The following is a 22,309-nucleotide window of genomic DNA, read 5'->3' as shown; positions in this document are numbered from 1 at the left end:
AATCAATTGTATTATGTTTTTGTTTATAATTTACGTAGCTCTTCCATCATGTTCGTTTTGCTTTTCGTTTTTGCATCTATATCTTTTATCTTTTTAGCTGGTACTCCTGCAACGACAGTATAAGGTGCAACATCATCAACTACAATAGCCCCAGCTGCAACAACAGCGCCTTCGCCTACTCGAATTCCTTCTAACACAACAGCATTTGCGCCGATCAAGACATTGTCTTCAATAACGACAGGTTCTGCACTCGGTGGTTCAATTACACCGGCTAAAACAGTTCCCGCACCAATATGACAATTTTTACCGACAGTTGCACGTCCACCTAAAATTGCACCCATATCGATCATTGTACCTTCACCAATCACAGCTCCGATATTAATAACGGCACCCATCATGATTACAGCATTGTCCCCAATTTCCACTTGATCTCTAATTATTGTTCCTGGCTCGATTCGTGCGTTGATTTCTTTGATATCCAACATAGGTATCGCTGAATTGCGTGAATCATTTTCAATCACATAATCTATAATGTTCTCTTTATTATTTTCCAAAAATTCTTTGATTACTTTCCATTCACCAAATAAAGTCCCGGTTTTACAATTCGTGAATGCTTGAATTTCATCTGGAAAAGTTACTTCTTTCAGTTTCCCTTTCAAAGTAACTTTTACCGGTGTCTTTTTCTCAGCATTCCCGATATAATTAATAATTTCATATGCGTCCATCAAATTAACTCCCTTCAAATTAAGAGTGTTGCACAAAAGTATACGATTTGACCATTCTCAGCCTATTGCAACGTATCAACTATAAAATAGATACACTCCAAATTCGCTGTTCCTTTTGAACCACTATTTAAACTCTTTTCATTGTTTAGCTTATCAAATAATCAGATAAATGTGAATAGTTAATTTCAGATACTCAAATCACTTTCATTTCTATAGACTCTCCATCGGATTTAGGTAAAATAACATTTTTCCGTTCTAACTCATGAGCCATATGATTAATTGCTTTTAGGAGTTCTTTGCGTGTAATGATCCCTTTAAAGCATTGATTGTCATCTACTACAGGCAGAAATGCTGCATCGACTAACAAATGAAGAACATCCTCTAATTCCCACTGTTCACCAATCACTGGAATGTTGACTTCCATCACATCGGCTACCGTAAAACTAGTTAATTTCTCAAAATCAACAGAACTAATATCGAACATTTTATCCACTACATCAGATAAGCTGATCAATCCGACAAAACGATCACCTTTATCTAGAACAGGGATTTTTGAATATTTCACTTGGGATAGAACCAATAGAGCATGACTTAGCGGATTCAAACACATTACGTTTGCGACATTTTCCGCTGGTATTAAAAATGTTTCTTGTTTTTCTAATAATAATTCTTTTACAGCAGTTCCAATCATTGGAGTGCCTCCATTTCATTTTCTTTGCCACAACTATCATTGTACAGAAAACGGATGCAAATGTCTTCAAATTCAAACTTTTTTCATAACTCTTAAAAAAAATTAAGATTTAAACTGATTTTCTTCACATTTAGCGATTAAACGGCGGGAGCAGAAGCAATCCCTTCGGAAATAAGTTTCTGTCCCAGCCTCATCTAAAAGCTATTTTTTATTAAAAATAAAATGCAGTTCTTTATACGGATTGTGATCCCGACCATAATACTGAACAATAAATTGATCTGGTGTGCTCTCAACAATTGCGTAAGATTTAAGTTGGATCGGCCCTCTAGGTAAACTGATACTCCCTGGATTCAAATAAAGAACATTTGCCCGGACTTCGCAACCAATCTCATGTGTATGACCAAATAATGCCACATTGGCTTTGGCTCCTTCAGCTTGCAATGCTAAACTTGTCAAACCTGAGCGGACATTGGCTAGATGACCATGTGTCATAAAAATAGTATCTGATCCACTTTTTTCAACGATTGTGTTGGGAAAATCAGGATCATAATCACAATTGCCTTTTACAACTATAAAATCATCCCACAACTCATCAGTAGGCGCTAATTCTGAATCCCCACAATGAAACATTTTATCCACTTTCCCTCGATAAGCTTGTGCTAAATCAACTAACACATCACGATCACCATGATTATCACTTACTACTAGATATTTCATGTACAACCTCCTAGTTTTCCAACCATTCTACCCATTGATTTTTTAGTTTTGCCACAGCTTGACCTCTATGACTGACTTCATTTTTTTGTTCATCTGAAAGTTCAGCCGCTGTTTTTTGCTCTTCTGGTACGAAAAACAAAGGATCATAGCCAAAGCCATTTTCGCCTCTTGGAATCGTTCCAATTTCTCCTGACCAATTCCCTTCAACAACTAAACTTTTTTTATTCGGGGCAGCGAACACGAGCGTACAATGAAAGGTAGCCGTTCGTTTTTCCTTCGGTACTCCCGTTAATTCATGTAGTAATTTAGCATTGTTCGCAGCATCATTCGTGGGCTCTCCAGCAAAACGTGCGGAGTAAATCCCTGGTCTGCCACCTAATGCATCAACAATCAATCCTGAATCATCCGCCAAAACTGGTTGTTTTAAATGATCCGCAATCGTTTCTGCTTTTAAACGAGCATTTTCTTCAAACGTCTTCCCAGTTTCTTCAACATCCGGTATTTCTGGGTAATCCAATAATGTTTTGACCTGATAGCCTTTTTCAGCAAACATTTTTTTGAATTCTTTCGCTTTTCCAGAATTTCTCGTCGCAATCACGATAGTTTGTTCTTCTGAAGTAAACGTTTTTTCATTTACTTGAGTCATTAACGCTTCTTTCTGATAGGCAATCAAATGTTCAATGCCGGTTTTGCCATAGAATAGGAGTGCATTCAACTCATCTCCTGAAAAAGTTGCTTCTTCTCCCGTTCCTTGGAGTTCAACAAAGTTACCAGATTCGGTCATTACTAAATTCATATCTACAGCAGCAGCAGAGTCTTCTAAATAATTTAAATCAAGAACACAATTTCCATCACTTAAAATCCCAGCACTAACAGCCGCTAAATACTCTTTGATTGGATTTTCTTGTAATTCTCCTCTTTTAATCATTTTATCTACTGCGATCTTCATAGCGACAAAAGCACCTGTAATACTAGCAGTTCTAGTTCCGCCATCTGCTTGTACAACATCACAATCCACGATGATACTTCTTTCTCCCAGTTTCTTTAAATCGATTACAGCACGTAATGAACGCCCAATCAAGCGTTGAATTTCCATTGTTCGTCCAGTCAACTTACCTTTAGCACTTTCACGGATATTTCTTGTGTTAGTGGCTCTTGGCAACATACTATACTCAGCTGTCACCCAACCAGTTCCTTCACCTCTTAAAAATGGTGGGACTTTTTCTTCCACCGTCGCAGAACAAATTACTTTTGTATCGCCAAACGAAATTACTACTGATCCTTCAGGATATTTATAAACATTCGTCTCAATGGTAATTTTTCTTAATTCTTTCGCTTGTCTTCCATCATGTCTAATCATTTATCTTCCTCCACATGTCTTCGTCGATAATCGCACCTGCTCAACGTTTAATACCTCAATATCTAACCAGTCATTAGCAATGGAGTGAAACATTTTCGCAGAGCCCGTTGTATAAAATTCATTTGGTTCATTTTGGTGTTGTGGGGTATTCGCTATATCAAAGTAGTCCAATAGCATACTAACTTCACTCACTGTTTCGGCCCCAGAGTCAATCAATTTTACTTGGTCTCCCATAACGTTTTGAACCAAAGGGCGTAATAATGGATAATGAGTGCAACCTAAAACTAAGGTATCTAAGTTCTTTAATTGTAATGGGTTTAACGTTTCTGATACAACTTTTTTTGCTACAGATGAGTGAAACTCATTACTTTCGACGATTGGAACAAACTTTGGGCAAGCCAAACTTGAAACAAATGTTTTGGGTGCTTTACTTAATAATGCCTCTTCATAAGCGCGACTTTTGATTGTTCCAACAGTGCCGATAATACCGATGCGACTATTTTTCGTTGCTTTTAATGCAGCCCTTGTTCCTGGCATAATCACACCTACAACAGGGATATCTAATTTCGCCTTGATTTCTTCTAATGCAACTGCTGTCGCAGTATTGCAGGCGATCACTAACATTTTAATATTTTTTTCTAAAAGAAAATTGGTCATTTCCCAAGTAAATTCGATTACTTGTTCAGCTGGTCTCGGCCCATAAGGACAGCGTGCTGTATCTCCAAGGTAAATCAAACGTTCATTTGGTAGTTGCCTTAATGCCTCTTTCACTACCGTCAGTCCTCCGACACCGGAATCTATAAAACCTATTGCTTCATGAATCTTCAAGTCAATCAAACCTTTACAGTATTTTTTCAACACTCTTATTCTCTACTCTTTACTACTTTTTTTCAAGCTTCAACATCAATTGCTTCTATTATATCATTCTTTATACGGGAATTTTATTTCTTGTGTGCTTTTTAAGGACTTTTATTTTTAAGTAAAAAAAACTAGCAATCTCATTTTCCATATGTTATAATTTCTAACATTAACGAATGGATAGATTTATGATGATAGGATTAAATAAAAAAGAAAACTGTTTTTATAAAAAGAACATTATATAACTACTGTGTTCCACACTATTCCTAACACATTGGATAAGTAGTTTTATAAAAGAATCTTACCGTATTCTCAGTTTAAAATAATATCAATCGTTATTTTAAAGTATACAATCATTTATTTGTTCACTATCGCATCGCTTATTTTAAAAATGATGTGACAATTCTATACATAAAGGAGAATGACCATGATTTCGTTGGAACATGTAAATAAGTTTTTTGGGGAACATCACGTATTAAAGGACGTTTCTTTAAAAGTCAACGAAGGAGAAAAGATCGTAATCATCGGCCCTTCCGGCTCTGGTAAAAGTACTTTGATTCGTTGTATCAATCGGTTAGAAAAAGTCACGGATGGACACATATTTGTTGATGGAATCGACATTACCGAACCGAAAGCTCCCGTTCAAAAGGTTCGCCAAAAAGTGGCCATGGTTTTTCAAAGTTTTAATCTGTATGCACACAAAACAATCATCCAAAACCTTACGCTAGCACCCATTAAAGTCAAAGGCGTTAGTAAAGAAGAAGCAACCAAGACTGGCATGGAATACTTAGAGAGAGTCGGGTTAGCTGATAAAGCGAATGCTTACCCTGCTCAACTTTCTGGAGGACAACAGCAACGAGTAGCTATTGCACGAGCATTGAATATGCATCCAGAGATCATTCTATTCGATGAACCGACTTCGGCACTTGATCCTGAAATGATCCAAGAAGTTTTGGATGTTATGGTTGATTTATCCAAACAAAACATCACGATGATTTGTGTAACCCACGAAATGGGCTTTGCTCGCCAAGTAGCTGATAAAGTCATTTTCATGGATGACGGTCAAATTATCGAAACAGGAACACCCGAACATTTTTTCACTAATACTCAAAATGAACGTGCGAAAGAGTTCCTAAGCAAAATTATTCATAATTAATACACAAAATCAGTTACAAGGAGGAATTTTAAAATGAAAAAGACAAAAAAATTAGTGGCAGCATTATCCCTTACTCTATTACTCGGTTTAATTGTAGGTTGTGGTAACGGTGGAGATGATAAGAATTCTGCTGATTCTGGCAGTAAAGGAACCACTACTCTTCAAAAAATCAAAGATGCTGGTGTTATTAAAGTTGGTGTAAAAGAAGATGTCCCTAATTTCGGCTATATGAATCCAGACACAAATAAAAACGAGGGAATGGAACCAGACATCGCTCGTCTAATCGCAAAAGAATTAACAGGCAGCGAGGATAATGTTGAGTTTGTTGGTGTAACAGCTAAAACTCGTGGTCCTTTATTAGATAATGGTGAATTGGATATGGTCATCGCGACGTTTACCATTACCGATGAGCGAAAAGAAACGTATAATTTCACAACACCTTATTATAAAGACGAAGTTGGTTTCTTAGTTAGAAAGGCAGATAAATTCACTGATACTGCTAGTTTAGATGGAAAAACTATTGGCGTCGTTCAATCAGCGACTACAAAAGAAGCCATTGAAAAACAAGCGAAAGAATTAGGTGTATCCTTTAAATACCAAGAACTTGGTTCTTATCCGGAACTAAAAACTGCCTTAACTTCAAAACGAATCGATGCTTTTTCAGTTGATAAATCGATTTTGACAGGATATGTCGACGCTAGTACAGAAATCCTTAAAGATGGTTTCTCACCACAAGAATATGGCATCGCAACGAAAAAAGCCAATACTGAATTGAATGATCAGTTGAATAAATCCATTGAAAAATGGGAAAAAGATGGTACCTTAGAAAAAATTTACAAAACGTGGAATCTAGACTAGCACTTCGCGGTTCTATGCAATTTATTAGAATTTAGGAGGAAAATACATGTTCATTATAGCGAATGCAGGTCCTTTTGCACTCTATCGTTGGGAAGCATTATTTAAAGACTGGAAACTTTTTGGCGATGCTTTCCTCTATACTATTTTATTGGCTATTGGCTCACTGATTGTTGCTATGCTATTAGGAATTTTTTTCGGTAGTCTATCCGCTATGCAGAATAAATTTTTAAATGTAATCAGTCGAATTTATGTTGAGTTTTTTCAAAATACCCCTTTGTTGATTCAATTTATCGTAGTCTATTATGGGTTTCCTTTAATTAGTCCGATGTTGACTTTTTCAACCACGACTATTGCTATTATTTGCGTTGGTCTATACCATGGTGCTTATATTTCAGAGGTTGTTCGCTCTGGAATTGGTGCTGTTCCAAAAGGTCAATTTGAAGCAGCTTATTCTCAAGGTTTTTCTTATGGAAAAACTATGCGCTACGTGGTCTTACCACAAGCATGGCGAATTATGTTACCACCGCTTACGAATCAAATAGTCAACTTGATAAAAAACACGTCGACCGTTGCGATTATATCCGGAGCAGATGTAATGTTCACTGCGAATAGTTGGTCTTCAATTAATTTGAATTATATTCCAGCGTTTACTGTAGCAGGATTACTTTACTTTATCCTTTGTTTCCCACTCGCTAATTTAGCTAGGAAACTTGAAGAAAATAACAAGAAAGCTTATACCAGATAGGAGGATGCAAACATGTCTTTTTCAGATCAAATGAGTCAACTTCTGACCGGCAATAATTTGCGCTTTTTATTCGATGGTTTGAAGCTTACTCTTTATATCTCTTTTGTTTCAATCGTTTTAAGTACAATCTTTGGAACCCTTTTAGCCGTATTGAGAAACAAAAAAAGTGGATTTCTAAAATTTTTAGCTAGTTTATATATCGAAATTGTCCGGAATATTCCTAATTTATTATGGATATATGTCATTTTCTTGATTTTTAAAATCAAATCTACTCCAGCTGGTATTGTCAGTTTCACTGTTTTCACTACTGCTGCATTAGCTGAAATTATCCGTGGTGGGTTGAACGGTGTAGACAAAGGACAAAAAGAAGCTGCCCGTTCACAAGGGTTTAGTAATGTTCAAATTCTGTTGCATATCGTCTTACCTCAAGCGATTCGAAATGTATTGCCAGCTATCGTTTCTCAATTTGTGACCGTGATCAAAGATACTAGTTTCTTGTACTCGGTCATTGCATTACAAGAACTATTTGGTAAATCTTATATTTTAATGGGACGTTACGCGCAAACTGAACAAGTCTTTGCTATTTATGGTCTTGTGGCTTTGATGTATTTCGTCATCAACTTTTCAATTTCCCAATTTTCAAGATGGCTTTCGAGAAATTGGGCATAAAAAATAAAAAGCGTATCGCAAAACTATTGATAGATTTGCGATACACTTTTATTTTTTTATCGTATCGTTACATCAAATTCCTCTACTAATGCTTTTTCCACTTTTTCCATTGAAAAAGTGATTTCTTCATCTACTAACGTTGCTTCTGCATTTACAAACGTTAAGCTATACGCCATTGATTTTTTTCCTTCAGCGATATTCTCTCCTTGGTAAACATCAAATAAATGAACAGATTGCAGGAATTTACCAGCATGTTTTGAAATGATGGCAACTAAATCTTGGTTTGTAACAGTTTCATCCACTAATAACGCAATGTCTCTTGAAATTGCTGGGAATTTGGAAATTTGCTGATAAACTAACGCATCGTTTTCTTCTTCTATAAGTGCTTGAAGATTTAATTCAGCTACATATGTTTCAGGAATCTCATATTCTTTCGCGACTGTTGGATGAACTTGTCCGATAAAACCGATCACTTTATCATTTAATTTTACTAAAGCACTTCTACCTGGATGTAAGTCTTGATTACCTTTTGTTGCTTCGTAAACGATCTTGTCAGAAATTCCTACAGAATCGAATAACACTTCAAGCATTCCCTTAATTGTATAAAAATCAACGGGCACTTCTTTTGTTTGCCAATCTTTCACTGCACTACTTCCTGATAATACGATCCCTAAATGATTTTCTTCATATGGTAATTCCTTTTTAGGGTCATTATACTGATAGAACACTCGCCCAACTTCATAAAGAGCAACATTGTTGTTTTTACGTGCAACATTATAGGCTACATCGTCTAATAAACCTGAAATCAAATTCATTCTTAAAACGGACCGCTCTTCACTCATTGGCCATTGTAAACTTGTTGTTAAACTTTCTCTCATCATAAATTGACGAGATTTTTCCTCGGTTGTTAAAGCATAACTGATGGCTTCACTGGCCCCACAGCCTTCTAACAAACTTTTGATTTTACGAACTGCTAGTTGACCGCTCGTTAAACTGCCAGCTACTGTTTCTCCTTTTGGTAACGTCGATGGCAAATTATCATAGCCATAAATACGCGCAACTTCTTCGATCAAGTCTGCTTCAATTGAAATATCCCAACGTCTTGGTGGAATTGTCACAATGTATTTATCTTGATCACGTTCGTACGAAAATCCTAACGCATCAAAAATTTCACTAACGGTTGCTTGATCCATTTCAGTACCTAGGTATTCATTGATTCGTGAAATCGTGACACTTACTACTACATCTTCAAGAGTTAATTCAGAGCCAATCACTTTTCCAGAAACGACCGTCCCGCCCGCTAATTTAGCAATCATCGCAGCCGCTACATCACCAGCTTCGCCAATCGTTGCATGATTGATTCCTTTTTCAAATCTACTTGAAGATTCACTACGTAAATTAAACTCTTTTGATGTTTTACGGATAGATAGAGAATCAAATAACGCTGATTCTAAGGCAACAGTAGTTGTTCCATCAGTGATTTCTGAATTCGCACCACCCATTACACCAGCTAAAGCCACTGGAACTTTTCCGTTTGTAATGACGATATTTTCCTCAGATATTTTTCTTGTTTCACCATCCAAAGTAACAATTTCTTCGTTCAATTTGCCACGTCTTACTAAAATCGTTTGACTCTCTAACTTATCATAATCAAACGCATGTAACGGCTGACCAAATAGTAAAAGAATGTAGTTTGTTACATCCACTACGTTATTGATTGGACGAATGCCTTCATTCATCAAGCGCGTTTGCAACCACAATGGACTTTCAGCAATTTTTACATCTTTAATGATTCTGATCTGATACGCTGGTACATCTTTTTTATCTTCCACTTCAACAGAAAGATAGTTTTCTGCTGTTTCGCTAGTATCTTCATCTACATAATCATCATTGAATTTAGGTGTTTGGCGGTAAATAGCCCCTACTTCGTATGCAACGCCACGCATACTTAAAGCATCAGCACGGTTAGGTGTAATGGATAATTCGATAATCTGATCATCCATATCTAAATAAGAAAAGACATCCTCCCCGTTAACTGCATCTTCTGGCATATAATAAATTCCATCAGAATATGCTTTAGGAATCACATTATCAGAATAGCCTAATTCTTGTAATGAACAAATCATGCCATTTGATACTTCACCGCGCATTTTACCTTTTTTGATTTTTTGGTTCCCAGTGATACGAGAACCTGGTAAAGCTACGATCACTTTAATGCCCGTTTTGACATTTGGTGCACCACAAACGATTTGCGACAATTCTTCTTCACCGATGTCAACTTGACAGATCGATAAATGATCTGAATTTGGATGAGGTACACATTCTTTGACTTCACCCACGACAATTTTTTTCAAGCCTTCTTCTGGTACTTCAACGCCTTCGACTTCGATTCCAGTCAAAGACATTTGATCAGATAATTCTTTTGCAGAAATTTTTGAAAGATCTAAATACTCACTTAACCATTTATAAGAAACTAACATCGTCGACTACTCCTTTACCTTGAACTGATTTAAGAAACGTAAATCATTTTGATAGAAATTACGAATATCATTAACGCCGTAACGCAACATTGCTACACGATCTGGACCTAAGCCAAAAGCAAAACCGGTATATTCATTTGGATCGATTCCTGACATTGATAAGACATCTGGATGAACCATCCCTGCACCTAAAATTTCGATCCAACCTGTTTGTTTGCAGACATTACAGCCAGCACCACCGCACTTAAAGCAACTAACATCAACTTCCACTGAAGGTTCAGTAAATGGGAAATAACTTGGACGTAGACGGATTTTACGATCTTCCCCAAACATTTTTTTCATAACAACTTCCAGTGTTCCTTTGAGGTCGCCCATTGTAATATTTTTATCGATAACTAAGCCTTCGATTTGATGGAATTGGTGACTGTGTGTCGCATCATCAGTGTCTCTGCGGAATACTTTCCCTGGAGAAATCATACGCAATGCGCCTTTTGAAAAATCATGTTTTTCCATAGTTCTAGCTTGTACAGGTGATGTATGTGTACGAATCAAAATTTCGTCAGAAATATAAAATGTATCTTGCATGTCACGAGCTGGGTGATCTTTAGGTAAGTTCATACGCTCAAAATTGTAATGATCTGACTCAACTTCATATCCTTCTACAACTTGATACCCCATGCCAACGAAAATATCTTCGATTTCTTCCATTACTTGAGATAACACATGACGAGTCCCATGAGCCAGTTGTTTACCAGGTAACGTTACATCGATTGTTTCTTGGTCTAAAGCTGCATTTAATGCCTCAGTCTCTAAAATTTCTTTCCGTGTTTCTAAAGCTTCAGTCAATAGATCACGAATTTCATTCGCAAAACTTCCAACTACTGGACGTTCTTCCGCTGATAGATCTTTCATCCCTCTCAACACTTCGGTGATGGGGCCTTTTTTTCCTAATGTTTCTACTCTGATTTGGTTTAGCGCTTTAAGATCAGTAACATGTTGGATATTATTCAATGTTTCATCTCGTAAAGCTTCTAATTGAGCTTTTAATGTCATGTCTCTATTCCTTTCTATTGTTTGATAATTGAACTGAGTTCCAGGCTGTAGACATTATGTACACATGCCTCTAAAGCATGAATCAAATAAAAAACGATAGCCCGCTCCTCTTAAAAGGAACGAGCTATCGTGATACCATCCTACTTCATGACAAAAAATCATGCACTCAATTCTTATAACGGCTTTCACCGGTCTGTTCTCTTTGGAACAAACAAACTCCGGAAGTGAACTTCATTTTCCGATTACGCAACCTGTTTCCAGTCTATGACAGGTTTTCCCTTTCCGTATCTACAAAACTACTCTTTTCCATCACTGTTTTTTTGTTATTCAATTGATTACAGTTTACAAGAAATTAAGTCTAAGGTCAACAGCATTCTTCTGAAGTAACCCATTTTTCTGCCCAACTCTGAATTTGTTCCATTGCTTGTTGTAAGTCCTTGCCTTTATTCGTGAGAAAATACTCTAGACGGCTACTCTCATCACAGCGAACTGCTTTTGAGATAATCCCTTCGCCTTCCAATTCTTTTAAGCGCTCCACCAAAACCCGATCGCTTAGTTCAGGGATTTTTTGTCTTAACTCACCAAATCGTTGAGGACCGTTCTCCAACAAGACATCAATGATCAAACCGTTCCATTTTTTCCCTAAAATCGCAAATGCTTTCTCGAATTTAGGACATAATGAAAACTCGGTTGTTTTTACTTGCTCCATCTTCCTCACCTCGTGAACTGAGTATAGCATACAACTTACAATTTGTAAGTAGGTTTGCTTTCATTAATTCATTTTTTCAACAATCTCTTCTTTGTCCATATCAATAATAATTCTGGCAGACAATAATACGAGCAACACCTGCTTGACATCCTTATTAGTTGCTTGAGCTAATGCTTTTCGATATAAATTCAATTGGCCTCTATATCGCAAGATAATTTTTTTGATTTCTGCACTATTGTCAATGTCTTGAACAAAATCAGTTTTATAATCATAAAGAATACAGTTGTCCTCTTGTTCAAGATAGCCATCGATCATTCCATGAATCAATAAATCATCTTGGGTCTCCTTCGGATAATCTTTGATGAGTTCTTCCGCTTTCAACAACATTGAAAATGGTTGTTCACGAACAACTTTGTCCGGATTTTCTAATAATTGTTGACCTAAACTCGTTTGGTAGAATGAAAGAATTTCATCACTACTGATTTGTTTTGCCACATTATCTTGAATGATATTCGTTTCAACTAATTCATTGATCAATTGAACAATACTGTCTTTCGTCGGTTCTTCATTTAAATCCAAAAGCTGCAATAAATAGTGTGTTGCAGTACCAATTTCTGCTGCAGATGGTTTTCTAATCGTTTCAATAAATCTAGGTTTACCTAACTCGCCTTCACTCATTCGATGAACAATCATAGGTGTTGGCTGCATTGTATTTTTTTCGTCTACTTCAATTTTAGCGATTTCTTTATTATCTGGGTCCTCGAATACTCGTTTAATTTCAGATACTGATTGGTAATTCGTCGTTTTGGTTGACAATTGATATGGATAGTCATAATTTAATCGGCGAAGACCTTTTTCTATAATGTTTGAATCACTTTTTTCAATACATTCTCGTTTTTCAGAACTTGTCTCAACAAATTGGAGTGTGGCAAACTGTTCTTGGATGTCTTTTTCAGTCATAAACCCAATAGTAAAACCAGCAGAATGGTTGGTGATTCCAGCAATTTTCTCCACAACGAACTCCGTTTGAAATTCAGCCATTTTTTGATGGCGAATCAAACTCATCCCGACCCAGTTCATCAAGCTACTTTTTCCCTGTAAACGATTTTCACTAGGCAAGACTTTCGTCTGAACATCTCCCACTTTTAACCATTCTTTAAAAGCCGCTTCTTTGTTATTATATGATCCTACTAAATAAAGTTTTTGCTCTGCTCTGGTCAAAGCTACATATAATTTTCGCATTTCTTCTGATAGTAATTTTTTTAGTTTTGCCTGTTTGATTGCTAGAAATGGTAAAGTTTCATAAAGCATTCGATCTGTTTGGTCAAGATAACGTATTCCCACACCTAAACGATCATCGAAAATATAGCGTTCATTCAAGTCTCCAAGATTAAACTCTTTAGTCATATCTAGAATAAATACTACTGGAAATTCCAACCCTTTACTCGCGTGAATGGTCATCACTCGAACTGCATTTTCTTCGCTCAAAATCACAGGTTCAGCTAAGTCTTTATCTTTTTCCTGCATTTTTTCAATAAAACGAACAAATTGAAACAATCCTCGGAAGCTTGTTTGTTCATAACTGGCTGCTCGATCAACTAACGCGAATAAATTTGCCTGTCTTTGTTTACCAGCCGGCATGCCACCAACATAATCCAAATACGCAGTATCTTGATAAATTTGCCAAATCAATGTTGACAATTGGTTCCGTCTAGCAATTTCTCGCCATTGTTCTAACCAGTCAGCAAATTTCGTTGTTTTTCCTTTTAATATCTGTTGCTCTTTTTCAACAGCTTCGTTTTGATTAAATGTCAAAAACGCTTCGTAATACGAACTTTTTTTAGCTGCCAAACGGATCATCACTAACTCGTTTTCTTTCAACCCAACAATGGGCGAACGTAAAACGGCTGCTAACGGTATATCTTGATACGGATTATCAATAATTTGCAAGAGTGCGACCATTGTCTGAACTTCTGTCGCTTGGAAATAATTTTGCGCATCATTCACTTGAATAGGGATTCCAGCTAGTTTGAATATTTCTAAAATCGTTAAATTGTTTTTCTTCGTTGGTGTCAACAACACTATATCTTTATAGGTCAGTGGTCGATTTTCTTTGGTCGATTTATCATAGATCAAAAATTTCTTGTCGATCAACTCTCTGATTTTCAGCGCTGTCATATGCAGTTCGCCTTCAGTTTTGTCTTCTAAAATCAATTGAGTATCATCTAGTTTAAGTGTGTCTTCCAACTGCACCGATTTCTTTTCATAAATCAATAGTTCTGTATCATAATTTTCAGCTTCAGCAAATTGGTCAAAGCCATGTACAAGTTTTGCTGCCTCATCGTATGCAATTTGACCCACCCGTTCATCCATCAACTGTTCAAACACTAAGTTGGTAAAATCTAAAACATTTTTCCTAGAACGGAAATTCTCAGCTAAAACAATCCGTTTTCCATCCTTATTTTGCCCATATTGGTTATATTTTTCAATAAATAGTGTTGGATCAGCTAAACGGAAAGAGTAAATTGATTGCTTCACATCACCAACCATAAACAGGTTGCCTTCCTCAGCAGTTGGTCGCCTTAACCAATAAAGAATCGTTTCTTGTAATCGATTGATATCTTGGTATTCATCGACTAATACTTCGTCGAATTTCTCTCGATAATACTTAGATGCTTCTGTCGCAAGCCATGTGCCTGCTTCTTTTTTTGCTAAGATTGCCAATGTAAAATGTTCTAAATCATTGAAATCAACGAGACCTTTTCTTAATTTCTGTTTGCTGTATGTCTCTATAAATGCTTTTCCTACTTTAGCCATTTCTTGCACAAGCGGCTGTGATTGTTCTAAAATTTCCTTCATTTGTTCTGGAGACAACGTAAAGAGATTACTTAAAATGTCGTTGATAGCTTTTTTATTTTGCTCGCGCAAGTTTTTCGCCTGGGCTGCTATTTCTTTCAACTCTTCATCACGCACTGTAGGATAACGGGCAAAGGTAATTGTTTTTGAAATGTCAAATCCTGACTCTAGATCATTATCTGCTAATTGACTAGTAAAGGTTTCAACGAACTCTTTTTCATTTCTAGCGAGAATAGCGATTTTTTCTAACTTTTCTTCGCCTTCCGACATACGAATCATCTCTTCATAACGATCTACACAACGCAATAGACTTTCCATAACTTGCGGTTTTAAATACTTTTGGAATAACGCTGAATCACCTAAACTTCCAACAACTTGATAACTATCTGCTAGATGAATCAGCCATTCGTCTGGATCTGGATTAGCACGTGCAAACTCGTATAGTGAAAAGATCAATTTCGTCAAACCCTCATCACTACGATCATTAGAAAAATTACTCGTCAGCTGATAAAAAGTTTCTTCGTTTTCAGCATAGAATTTTTCTCTAAGTTCATCCCACACATCCTCTTTTAACAGTAACATTTCGGTCTCATCCGTCAACAATCGAAAGACAGGATCCATTTCGATCAAATAGTAAAAGCGTCGAATCACAGTTAAACAAAAAGCATGCAATGTACTGATATTCGCAGTCGGAAGTAAGGTCAATTGTCTCATAAAATGTTGTTTTCTATCTTGCTCACTTTCGTTTGTTATTGCCTTTTGTAAAGCGACTTGAATTCGCTCTTTCATTTCTTTTGCTGCCGCTTCCGTATACGTTACAATCAACATTCGATCAATATCAACGCCACTTTTGAGTTTTTCGATTACTCTACGAACAAGGACCGTTGTTTTTCCAGAACCAGCAGAAGCAGAGACTAAAATATTTTCATCTCCATCAAAAACAGCTTGCCATTGGTTATCGGTAAATTGTTCATTTTCTGGACGTAATGGAATAACTTTACTCATCACTCGCTCCTCCTTCCTGCTCGTCTTCAATCAACCGATCCATCACTTCTTTTTTAGATAAGGTCTCAATTCGATTATAATTGTTTTCCTTTAACATAACATCAAAATTACACACACTTCTAAATGGGCAAAAACGACATGCGATGCGTTCTTTTCCTTGATAGGCTGGATTTAAATCGATTTCACCACTTGTCACCTTGTTACCAGCCTCAATAAATTTACTACGGTTGTGAGTCAATAATACTTCCAATTCAGGTTCTGTTACAAATTTATCTTCTTGACGACGCCCAGGTTTGATCAATTCCTTGGCTGATTCCTCAATTGGGAAAATCAATGAACTTTGTTTGGCTTGCAAACTTCTATCTAGATTCTCAAGCAAGACTGGGTCATTCAATAACAAGCCATCAAATTGGAATTTCTTTAACAGCTGCTGCTCTTTTTTATCTTCGGTTTCATATGGAAGAATGGGATTGTGAACATGCAGATAGAATGATCCGGCTGCTTTAGCTGATTGACCAACCAAACTCACAGCATCCATCAAAGCAACATCTAAGTAAGTTAGCATCTGCATCGCTAAGCCATAATAAGCTTCTGTAATATTAAATTTCTTATGACTAGATTTATAATCAACGACTCCTAAGTATAGAGAATCTGGTGTCACTAACTGATCTAAACGATCTATTTTCCCCCGAACACTGATATTACCGCCATTTTTCAATGGTAATTCTAGACCTCTAATTCCTTTTTGGCTTGCAATTTGTCCAAATAGAACTTCCGTTTGAATCGTCGTCATCCCACTACGTTCACTTTGACGTTTTAATGCCCAACTCACTTTTTTGATTGTTTGGCCAAGTTGATAACGGATATAATTCATTCGACTAGATGTATCAAGAATCGAAAATTTAATCTCACCAAATACAGTATTCAAGATTTGTTCTGTAAACTCATTCACTTCTCTATCTGTCAGCTCAGATAATTGCTTGTTCTGCATAATCAATAATTTAAAGAACTGATCTAACGCTTCATGGAAAAAGTCTCCAGTTGCAGCTGGCGATAAACCAAAAACATCTCTTTCTTTTAATCCTAATCCAAAACGTGAAAAATATTGATACTGACAACGATAGAAACTCTCCATTCTAGAGACTGAAGTATAAATAGTCTTAGTATATAACTCATCTGCCAACTGTTCCTCTAGATTTTCTGGTAAATTTTGATGTCCAAGACTTTCAAAAACGTGGGTTGCCAGTGCTGCTTGTGACTGTTTCATTAATTCACGTTCTAATACAAGCCAGAAAGACAACATTCCTTCTTGCGTTTCCTTCTTTTGTCGTTTTAGATTGGTTAAATCACTGATTAATGTTCGGTATGTCCCGATATGTTCAAGACTGACTTGTTCATTATCTAAAATTGTGAGTCCATTTCTTTGTTGCATCCGAATCCCTAAGTCATTTTGAATATTGATTAAATAAGGTGATACTTTTACGTCTTTAGCGGTATCTTTCACAGTAGGATAAGAAAAATACAAACGATTCGTCGCCGACGTAAACATGATATACGCGTTAAAGGGTTCCTTGGCTATGCTTTTTCTCGTATCATTCAATAAAAATTGCCCATCGTCTAAATGTCCATTGACGTATTCTCTCTCCTCATCAGATAATAAGGTCTTATTATCAAATTTTTGCGGCAATACTTGATCCGTCAAACCAATAGCAAAAACAATTTTAGCTTGTCCTGGTCGAGCAAGATCCATTGATCGAACTTGTACCTGATCAATTGCAGTCGGAACTTTATTATAGCGTAGACCTTCTAAACCACTAGAAAAAATTTCTTCAAAAAGCGTTAAATCAAAGGAATCATTTCCGTAAATTGTCACATACTCATCTAGTAACGTCATTAATGCTTCCCACGTTTGTTCATGATTACGAGCGTCTTCCAATTGACCTTTCTCGATTGCTTGATTGCGCCACATCATTAATTGTTTTTCGACCCCATTATTCACTAAAAAACGATAAAAATAGTCTGCTGCTTCGATTCCTGTTTTCGTTTCTTGAATTTGTTCAAAAAACGTTGGGACAGTTTGTTGGATCATATTTCGTACAGCATTCGAATCTTTTTCAATTAATTCAGTATCATCCTGCTGCTCTGTTTCGAAATCATAACGGATAAAGTGCCAATCCTTCTTTTTCACCCAATGATATCCTTCATATCCATAGGCTAAAACAACATTCTCAGCTACATCTATTTTACGACGCCATTCATTTCGCTGTATTTGCCAGTCTTCAACTGAGGTTTGATCCTCAATTGGAAAAAATAATTCTGTTCTTAAAAAACGCAATACATCACGGTAACGATAATGGTACGCATGTATCGCAAACAAAGACTGAATGAATTCAACTAGAGGATGCTGTTCCATTGCCATATCACGATCCAAATAAACGGGAATCTCATGCATCGAAAATAACGGTTCGATCAGTGTTTCGTAACTATCCAGTTCTCTTGTTAACAGCTGAATATCTTTATACCGATAATGTTCTTCCACAACTAATCTTCTAATTTCTTTTGCAATGTGATTGAGTTCTTCCTTGGGATTTTCTGCACACCAAAATTGCACATGGTCATCCGTGATTCCTCGTTTGCCTTTTTTCGGATGACTTTCTTGAGCCTCGATCCAATACTTTTCAAGAGTCTGTATACTACCGTTTGCAATCAATTTCTTCTTTTTTTCCACGTAATCCGGCAATATCGCTACATTGGCGTTTCTAGCTATTTGATACAATTTTTGATAGGTCGTCCCTGTCTCATAAAATAAGTTCATTGGCGATGGTAACTCATTCGGATATTTTTTATCCAACACTAAAGAAACTTTAACCTCGCCTCCGCGACGCATCAATGTTTCAATCAATTTCAATTCCCTTGCGGAAAAATTATGGTACCCATTGATTACGAATAAAACATTGTGTAAGTCTTTTGTTTCTAGATATTCTGTCAAATAATTAATAATTTCTGCTGATTTGATTCCGTATTGAGTCATTGTTTCTTCAAATTTTGAAAATACTAATTTAATATCTTGAATCTTTAATTGTAAATCCTGTTCTTTACTATCTGAATTTGTTCCCGATAATTGACCAAATAACTCATCTAAATCAATATTGCCTTCTTTCATTTCCTGATACAAGTCAAATAACTGCTGAATAAATCCTGATTTATTGACTTCCCCACGAAAGACTTTTAGTGATTCTTCATTTTCTGATAAGATCTTTCTGAAGACCATTGCGGCTCCTGCTTCAGAAAGGATTTCAGAGCCATAATATTGTGTATGCTGTAAAAAGTACCATGCCAATCGATAAAAACTAAATACTTGAAAGCGCATCGTTGCAATCGAATCACTATGATTCTCTTGGATTTCTTTTATTCGTTTAAGTGCATTGATCTCTTGCTCAAATTTCATGTGGTTCGGTACTAAATAAAAAACTTCATGTGACCCTTCATCAGATAACCACTGGACAGACGCTTGTAAAAGTGCTTCTTCTAAATCCATCTCAGCAGTTCCACGGATAAATTGTAGACTCATTTTTTTCACATCCTTTATAAATGTTTCCTCTTCTTAGTTTATCATAATTCCAGTGTGGATATCATTTTTACTATTAAAAAAAAAAGCCTCTTACTTAAAAGAGAACTTTCTTATATTGTCATTGAATGGTTATTTCATTAAATCGTTCCAAATCGATCAAGGGGCCACAAAACAAATTTCACATCCCCTAATATTTTATCCTTATTGATAAAACCGATCATGCGTCCGTCTTTGGAATTCCGACGATTATCACCCATTACAAAATATTCACCTTCTGGAACTTTCTTCTCACCAGTAACTTCCGACAGCGTAAAATCAAGAGTCAATGGTAATCCGTCTTTGACTTCTCCCTTGAATTCATCAAGGTAAGGTTCTTTCACTTCTTTATCGTTGATATACAACACATCATTCTTATACTCGATCGTGTCACCCGGCAAACCAATCACACGCTTGATGTAATTCTTATCAGGTTCATCTGGTGCTGGAAATGTTACAATATCGAAGCGTTTAATTTCCGTATTTTTTAAAGCAATTACTCTTTCACCATCTGCTAAAGTCGGATCCATCGAATGCCCTTTGACAACAACTGGCGTGAACACAAATTGTCTTAATAAAAATAGTAAAGCTGCTAAACCAACAAAAAATAATATTGTATGTAATAACTCTTTAGACTTCAAATTCATTCCTCCAAAAAACTTGCTTTCTACATTTTACCACAAACAATCCAATACCTACAGAATTCTTGTCTTTTTAAATAAATTTTTAAGTCATTGCTGGATTCTTTCTGTCTAACTGCTCCGTTTTAAACATTTTCTCTATTTGTTTTTTCCTATTCTACTACTATTCTGCTTCATTTTAATTATGAATATATAAGAAAATAGATGACTGTACGCGCAACATTTGATAAACTGAAGTGGAATAGGAAAGATAAAGGAGGTTTACCATCATGTTTATTTCATTTGGCATGTTTATTGGTTTAATTATAATAACAATTATAATGATTGCGTTGATTATTTATTTAACATTCACTGGTGGTAATCACAAATCACACCATGACAATACTCAAAAAGCAGTAGAAGCAGCGAAAGAACGGTTAGCACAGAATAATCTTACTGCCTCACAACTAGCAATCGATTCAACTCAAAACGAATCTGCTTATCCTAACGATTTTACACAAGAAACTGAAAATCATTATTATCAAGAATCAACTTATGAAGAAACAATCGAGGACGACTACTCCTTGCATGTTCTGCCCTATCCAAAAGATGATAATTTTAAATGAATGTAACATTAAAAAACGCCAACAAGGAAGTTAAAATCCTGTTGACGCTTTTTTATTCATTTATATTACAGACGTGCATTCAATTCTTTCGCTAAATCTTCAAATCCTGGTTTACCAAGTAGGGCAAACATATTCTTTTTATACGCCTCCACACCTTCTTGGTCAAATGGATTTACACCATTTAAGTAACCTGAAATTCCTACGGCAATTTCAAAGAAGTACATAACATAACCTAAAGAATAAGCATCCATTGCTGGAATTTTAACAATCATATTTGGCACTCCACCATCTGTATGAGCCAATAATGTTCCTTCAAATGCTTTTGTATTCACAAAATCAATTTCTTTCCCTTGTAAATAGCCTAATCCATCTAAATCTTCAGCAAGCTCAGGGATAGAAACAACATGACGTGGCGTATCTACCTTAACAACCGTTTCAAATAAGTTACGCATTCCATCTTGAACGTATTGACCCATTGAATGCAAATCAGTAGAGAAATCGGCTGCTGCAGGGAAAATTCCTTTTTGATCTTTTCCTTCTGATTCACCAAATAATTGTTTCCACCACTCTGAAAAATAGTGCATTCCTGGTTCGTAGTTAATCAACATTTCAGTCGTTTTACCTTTACGATATAAGATATTTCTTAATGCAGCATATTGATACGCTTGATTTTTGCTTAATTCAGTAGTTGTGGCATACTCTTTACGAGCATCATTAGCACCTGTCATCAAAGCATCAATATCGCCACCGCTAACGGCAATCGGTAATAACCCAACTGGTGTTAGAACAGTGAAACGTCCGCCAACATCATCAGGAATCACAAATGTTTCCCAACCTTCAGCATCTGCCTCAACTTTAACAGCACCTTTAGCACGGTCAGTTGTTGCATAGATGCGCTTATTCGCTTCATCTTTACCATATTTTTTGATCAATAATTCTTTAAATACTCTAAAGGCAATTGCTGGTTCTGTTGTTGTACCTGATTTAGAGATCACATTTACTGAGAAGTCACGATCACCAATAACATTGATTAAATCAGCTAAGTATGTTGAGCTGATGCTATTTCCAGCAAAGAAAACTTGTGGAGCTTTTCTCTCATCTGCTGGCAATAAATTATTGAATGAATGATGTAAAAATTCAATTGCTGCTCTTGCACCTAAGTAAGAACCGCCAATTCCGATTACAACTAAAACCTCAGAATCAGATTGAATTTTTTCAGCCGCTTTTTTGATACGGGCAAATTCGTCTTTATCATAATTTTCTGGTAAATCGATCCAACCAGTAAAATCACTACCTGCTCCAGTTCCTTCTCGTAATGCTTTGTCTACTGCAGTCACTTGTGTCTGCATGTATTCCAATTCATGATCAGCAACAAATGGTGTCAAATTGGAATAATCAAATTGAATGTGTGACATTCCTTCTCCTCCTTGAAATTAAACTTAATACACTAACTACTTTACGTTCTTTTTCTGCTTTTTTCAAGCAAATTATGACTGTCTGTACCACTTTTATTTTAAATCAGCTAAAAAGACTCGTTTACACCTCAAAAACAAAACATTTTGTTGGATTACCTA

The 22,309-nt window shown here is 36.2% G+C and carries 17 protein-coding genes and 1 other annotated feature; of the genes, 5 read left to right on the top strand and 12 right to left on the bottom strand.

Annotation, left to right across the window (positions count from 1 at the left end; all coding sequences use genetic code 11):
- Nucleotides 1–23 precede the first annotated feature (23 nt).
- The 5 genes from dapD to racE all read right to left on the bottom strand — a co-directional run bounded on the left by dapD (nucleotide 24) and on the right by racE (nucleotide 4,321).
- The gene (gene dapD, locus BCR22_RS00830) at nucleotides 24–725 is read right to left on the bottom strand and encodes a 2,3,4,5-tetrahydropyridine-2,6-dicarboxylate N-acetyltransferase (RefSeq protein ID WP_069653104.1); all 702 of its coding nucleotides are present in this window, start codon (nucleotides 723–725) and stop codon (nucleotides 24–26) included.
- A 193-nt stretch (nucleotides 726–918) separates the two neighbouring features.
- Nucleotides 919–1,416: a cyclic-di-AMP-binding protein CbpB gene (cbpB, locus tag BCR22_RS00825; RefSeq protein ID WP_069653103.1), complete on the bottom strand. Its 498-nt coding sequence runs from the start codon at nucleotides 1,414–1,416 to the stop codon at nucleotides 919–921.
- A gap of 201 nt (nucleotides 1,417–1,617) precedes the next feature.
- Nucleotides 1,618–2,133: a metallophosphoesterase gene (locus BCR22_RS00820; protein ID WP_069653102.1), complete on the bottom strand. Its 516-nt coding sequence runs from the start codon at nucleotides 2,131–2,133 to the stop codon at nucleotides 1,618–1,620.
- Nucleotides 2,134–2,143: 10 nt separating this feature from the next.
- Nucleotides 2,144–3,493 (bottom strand): ribonuclease PH, encoded by a 1,350-nt coding sequence (rph, locus tag BCR22_RS00815; protein ID WP_069653101.1) that lies wholly within the window; start codon nucleotides 3,491–3,493, stop codon nucleotides 2,144–2,146.
- On the bottom strand, nucleotides 3,494–4,321 hold the full coding sequence (racE, locus tag BCR22_RS00810) for a glutamate racemase (protein WP_141706520.1): 828 nt from the start codon (nucleotides 4,319–4,321) through the stop codon (nucleotides 3,494–3,496).
- 457 nt (nucleotides 4,322–4,778) lie between these two features.
- Between racE and BCR22_RS00805 the strand changes: the two genes are divergently transcribed.
- The 4 genes from BCR22_RS00805 to BCR22_RS00790 are packed head-to-tail and all read left to right on the top strand — an operon-like array spanning nucleotide 4,779 to nucleotide 7,779.
- The gene (locus BCR22_RS00805) at nucleotides 4,779–5,507 is read left to right on the top strand and encodes an amino acid ABC transporter ATP-binding protein (RefSeq protein WP_069653099.1); all 729 of its coding nucleotides are present in this window, start codon (nucleotides 4,779–4,781) and stop codon (nucleotides 5,505–5,507) included.
- A gap of 33 nt (nucleotides 5,508–5,540) precedes the next feature.
- A complete protein-coding gene (locus tag BCR22_RS00800; protein WP_069653098.1) occupies nucleotides 5,541–6,365 on the top strand; it encodes a transporter substrate-binding domain-containing protein in 825 nt (274 codons plus the stop codon).
- A 46-nt stretch (nucleotides 6,366–6,411) separates the two neighbouring features.
- Nucleotides 6,412–7,110: an amino acid ABC transporter permease gene (locus tag BCR22_RS00795; RefSeq protein ID WP_069653097.1), complete on the top strand. Its 699-nt coding sequence runs from the start codon at nucleotides 6,412–6,414 to the stop codon at nucleotides 7,108–7,110.
- Nucleotides 7,111–7,122: 12 nt separating this feature from the next.
- Nucleotides 7,123–7,779 carry an amino acid ABC transporter permease gene (locus BCR22_RS00790; RefSeq protein WP_111248682.1) on the top strand — a complete coding sequence of 219 codons (657 nt, stop codon included), beginning with the start codon at nucleotides 7,123–7,125 and terminating at the stop codon, nucleotides 7,777–7,779.
- A gap of 56 nt (nucleotides 7,780–7,835) precedes the next feature.
- Here the strand turns inward: BCR22_RS00790 and pheT are convergent, their stop codons facing one another.
- The 6 genes from pheT to lepB all read right to left on the bottom strand — a co-directional run bounded on the left by pheT (nucleotide 7,836) and on the right by lepB (nucleotide 20,136).
- Complete coding sequence (pheT, locus tag BCR22_RS00785) at nucleotides 7,836–10,259, bottom strand: phenylalanine--tRNA ligase subunit beta (protein WP_069653096.1); 2,424 nt, start codon at nucleotides 10,257–10,259, stop codon at nucleotides 7,836–7,838.
- Between the two features lie 6 nt (nucleotides 10,260–10,265).
- A complete protein-coding gene (gene pheS, locus BCR22_RS00780) occupies nucleotides 10,266–11,312 on the bottom strand; it encodes a phenylalanine--tRNA ligase subunit alpha (RefSeq protein ID WP_069653095.1) in 1,047 nt (348 codons plus the stop codon).
- Nucleotides 11,313–11,424: 112 nt separating this feature from the next.
- Nucleotides 11,425–11,634 (bottom strand) — a binding site (T-box leader).
- A 42-nt stretch (nucleotides 11,635–11,676) separates the two neighbouring features.
- Nucleotides 11,677–12,021 (bottom strand): winged helix-turn-helix transcriptional regulator, encoded by a 345-nt coding sequence (locus BCR22_RS00775; RefSeq protein ID WP_069653094.1) that lies wholly within the window; start codon nucleotides 12,019–12,021, stop codon nucleotides 11,677–11,679.
- A gap of 63 nt (nucleotides 12,022–12,084) precedes the next feature.
- Nucleotides 12,085–15,882: a helicase-exonuclease AddAB subunit AddA gene (gene addA / locus BCR22_RS00770; RefSeq protein WP_069653093.1), complete on the bottom strand. Its 3,798-nt coding sequence runs from the start codon at nucleotides 15,880–15,882 to the stop codon at nucleotides 12,085–12,087.
- The gene (locus tag BCR22_RS00765; RefSeq protein WP_069653092.1) at nucleotides 15,875–19,453 is read right to left on the bottom strand and encodes a PD-(D/E)XK nuclease family protein; all 3,579 of its coding nucleotides are present in this window, start codon (nucleotides 19,451–19,453) and stop codon (nucleotides 15,875–15,877) included. The genes addA and BCR22_RS00765 overlap by 8 nt, the downstream gene beginning before the upstream one ends.
- A gap of 137 nt (nucleotides 19,454–19,590) precedes the next feature.
- Complete coding sequence (gene lepB, locus BCR22_RS00760) at nucleotides 19,591–20,136, bottom strand: signal peptidase I (RefSeq protein WP_069653091.1); 546 nt, start codon at nucleotides 20,134–20,136, stop codon at nucleotides 19,591–19,593.
- 263 nt (nucleotides 20,137–20,399) lie between these two features.
- Here lepB and BCR22_RS00755 point away from each other — a divergent pair, with 263 nt between their 5' ends.
- Complete coding sequence (locus tag BCR22_RS00755) at nucleotides 20,400–20,735, top strand: hypothetical protein (RefSeq protein WP_069653090.1); 336 nt, start codon at nucleotides 20,400–20,402, stop codon at nucleotides 20,733–20,735.
- 65 nt (nucleotides 20,736–20,800) lie between these two features.
- Here BCR22_RS00755 and BCR22_RS00750 read toward each other — a convergent pair whose 3' ends face one another.
- Nucleotides 20,801–22,150: a glucose-6-phosphate isomerase gene (locus BCR22_RS00750; protein ID WP_069653089.1), complete on the bottom strand. Its 1,350-nt coding sequence runs from the start codon at nucleotides 22,148–22,150 to the stop codon at nucleotides 20,801–20,803.
- Nucleotides 22,151–22,309: the final 159 nt, after the last annotated feature.

It is taken from the genome of Enterococcus plantarum (assembly GCF_001730295.1).
GTDB lineage: Bacteria > Bacillota > Bacilli > Lactobacillales > Enterococcaceae > Enterococcus_L > Enterococcus_L plantarum.
The sequence above is the reverse complement of the archived record's forward strand: the minus strand, read 5'-3'. Positions and strand labels throughout refer to the sequence as shown.

Coding starts and splice junctions, on each gene's coding strand:
- dapD (WP_069653104.1), bottom strand. CDS start 725: ATGGACGCATATGAAATTATTAATTATATCGGGAATGCTGAGAAAAAG.
- cbpB (WP_069653103.1), bottom strand. CDS start 1,416: ATGATTGGAACTGCTGTAAAAGAATTATTATTAGAAAAACAAGAAACA.
- BCR22_RS00820 (WP_069653102.1), bottom strand. CDS start 2,133: ATGAAATATCTAGTAGTAAGTGATAATCATGGTGATCGTGATGTGTTA.
- rph (WP_069653101.1), bottom strand. CDS start 3,493: ATGATTAGACATGATGGAAGACAAGCGAAAGAATTAAGAAAAATTACC.
- BCR22_RS00805 (WP_069653099.1), top strand. CDS start 4,779: ATGATTTCGTTGGAACATGTAAATAAGTTTTTTGGGGAACATCACGTA.
- BCR22_RS00800 (WP_069653098.1), top strand. CDS start 5,541: ATGAAAAAGACAAAAAAATTAGTGGCAGCATTATCCCTTACTCTATTA.
- BCR22_RS00795 (WP_069653097.1), top strand. CDS start 6,412: ATGTTCATTATAGCGAATGCAGGTCCTTTTGCACTCTATCGTTGGGAA.
- BCR22_RS00790 (WP_111248682.1), top strand. CDS start 7,123: ATGTCTTTTTCAGATCAAATGAGTCAACTTCTGACCGGCAATAATTTG.
- pheT (WP_069653096.1), bottom strand. CDS start 10,259: ATGTTAGTTTCTTATAAATGGTTAAGTGAGTATTTAGATCTTTCAAAA.
- pheS (WP_069653095.1), bottom strand. CDS start 11,312: ATGACATTAAAAGCTCAATTAGAAGCTTTACGAGATGAAACATTGAAT.
- BCR22_RS00775 (WP_069653094.1), bottom strand. CDS start 12,021: ATGGAGCAAGTAAAAACAACCGAGTTTTCATTATGTCCTAAATTCGAG.
- addA (WP_069653093.1), bottom strand. CDS start 15,882: ATGAGTAAAGTTATTCCATTACGTCCAGAAAATGAACAATTTACCGAT.
- BCR22_RS00765 (WP_069653092.1), bottom strand. CDS start 19,453: ATGAGTCTACAATTTATCCGTGGAACTGCTGAGATGGATTTAGAAGAA.
- lepB (WP_069653091.1), bottom strand. CDS start 20,136: ATGAATTTGAAGTCTAAAGAGTTATTACATACAATATTATTTTTTGTT.
- BCR22_RS00755 (WP_069653090.1), top strand. CDS start 20,400: ATGTTTATTTCATTTGGCATGTTTATTGGTTTAATTATAATAACAATT.
- BCR22_RS00750 (WP_069653089.1), bottom strand. CDS start 22,150: ATGTCACACATTCAATTTGATTATTCCAATTTGACACCATTTGTTGCT.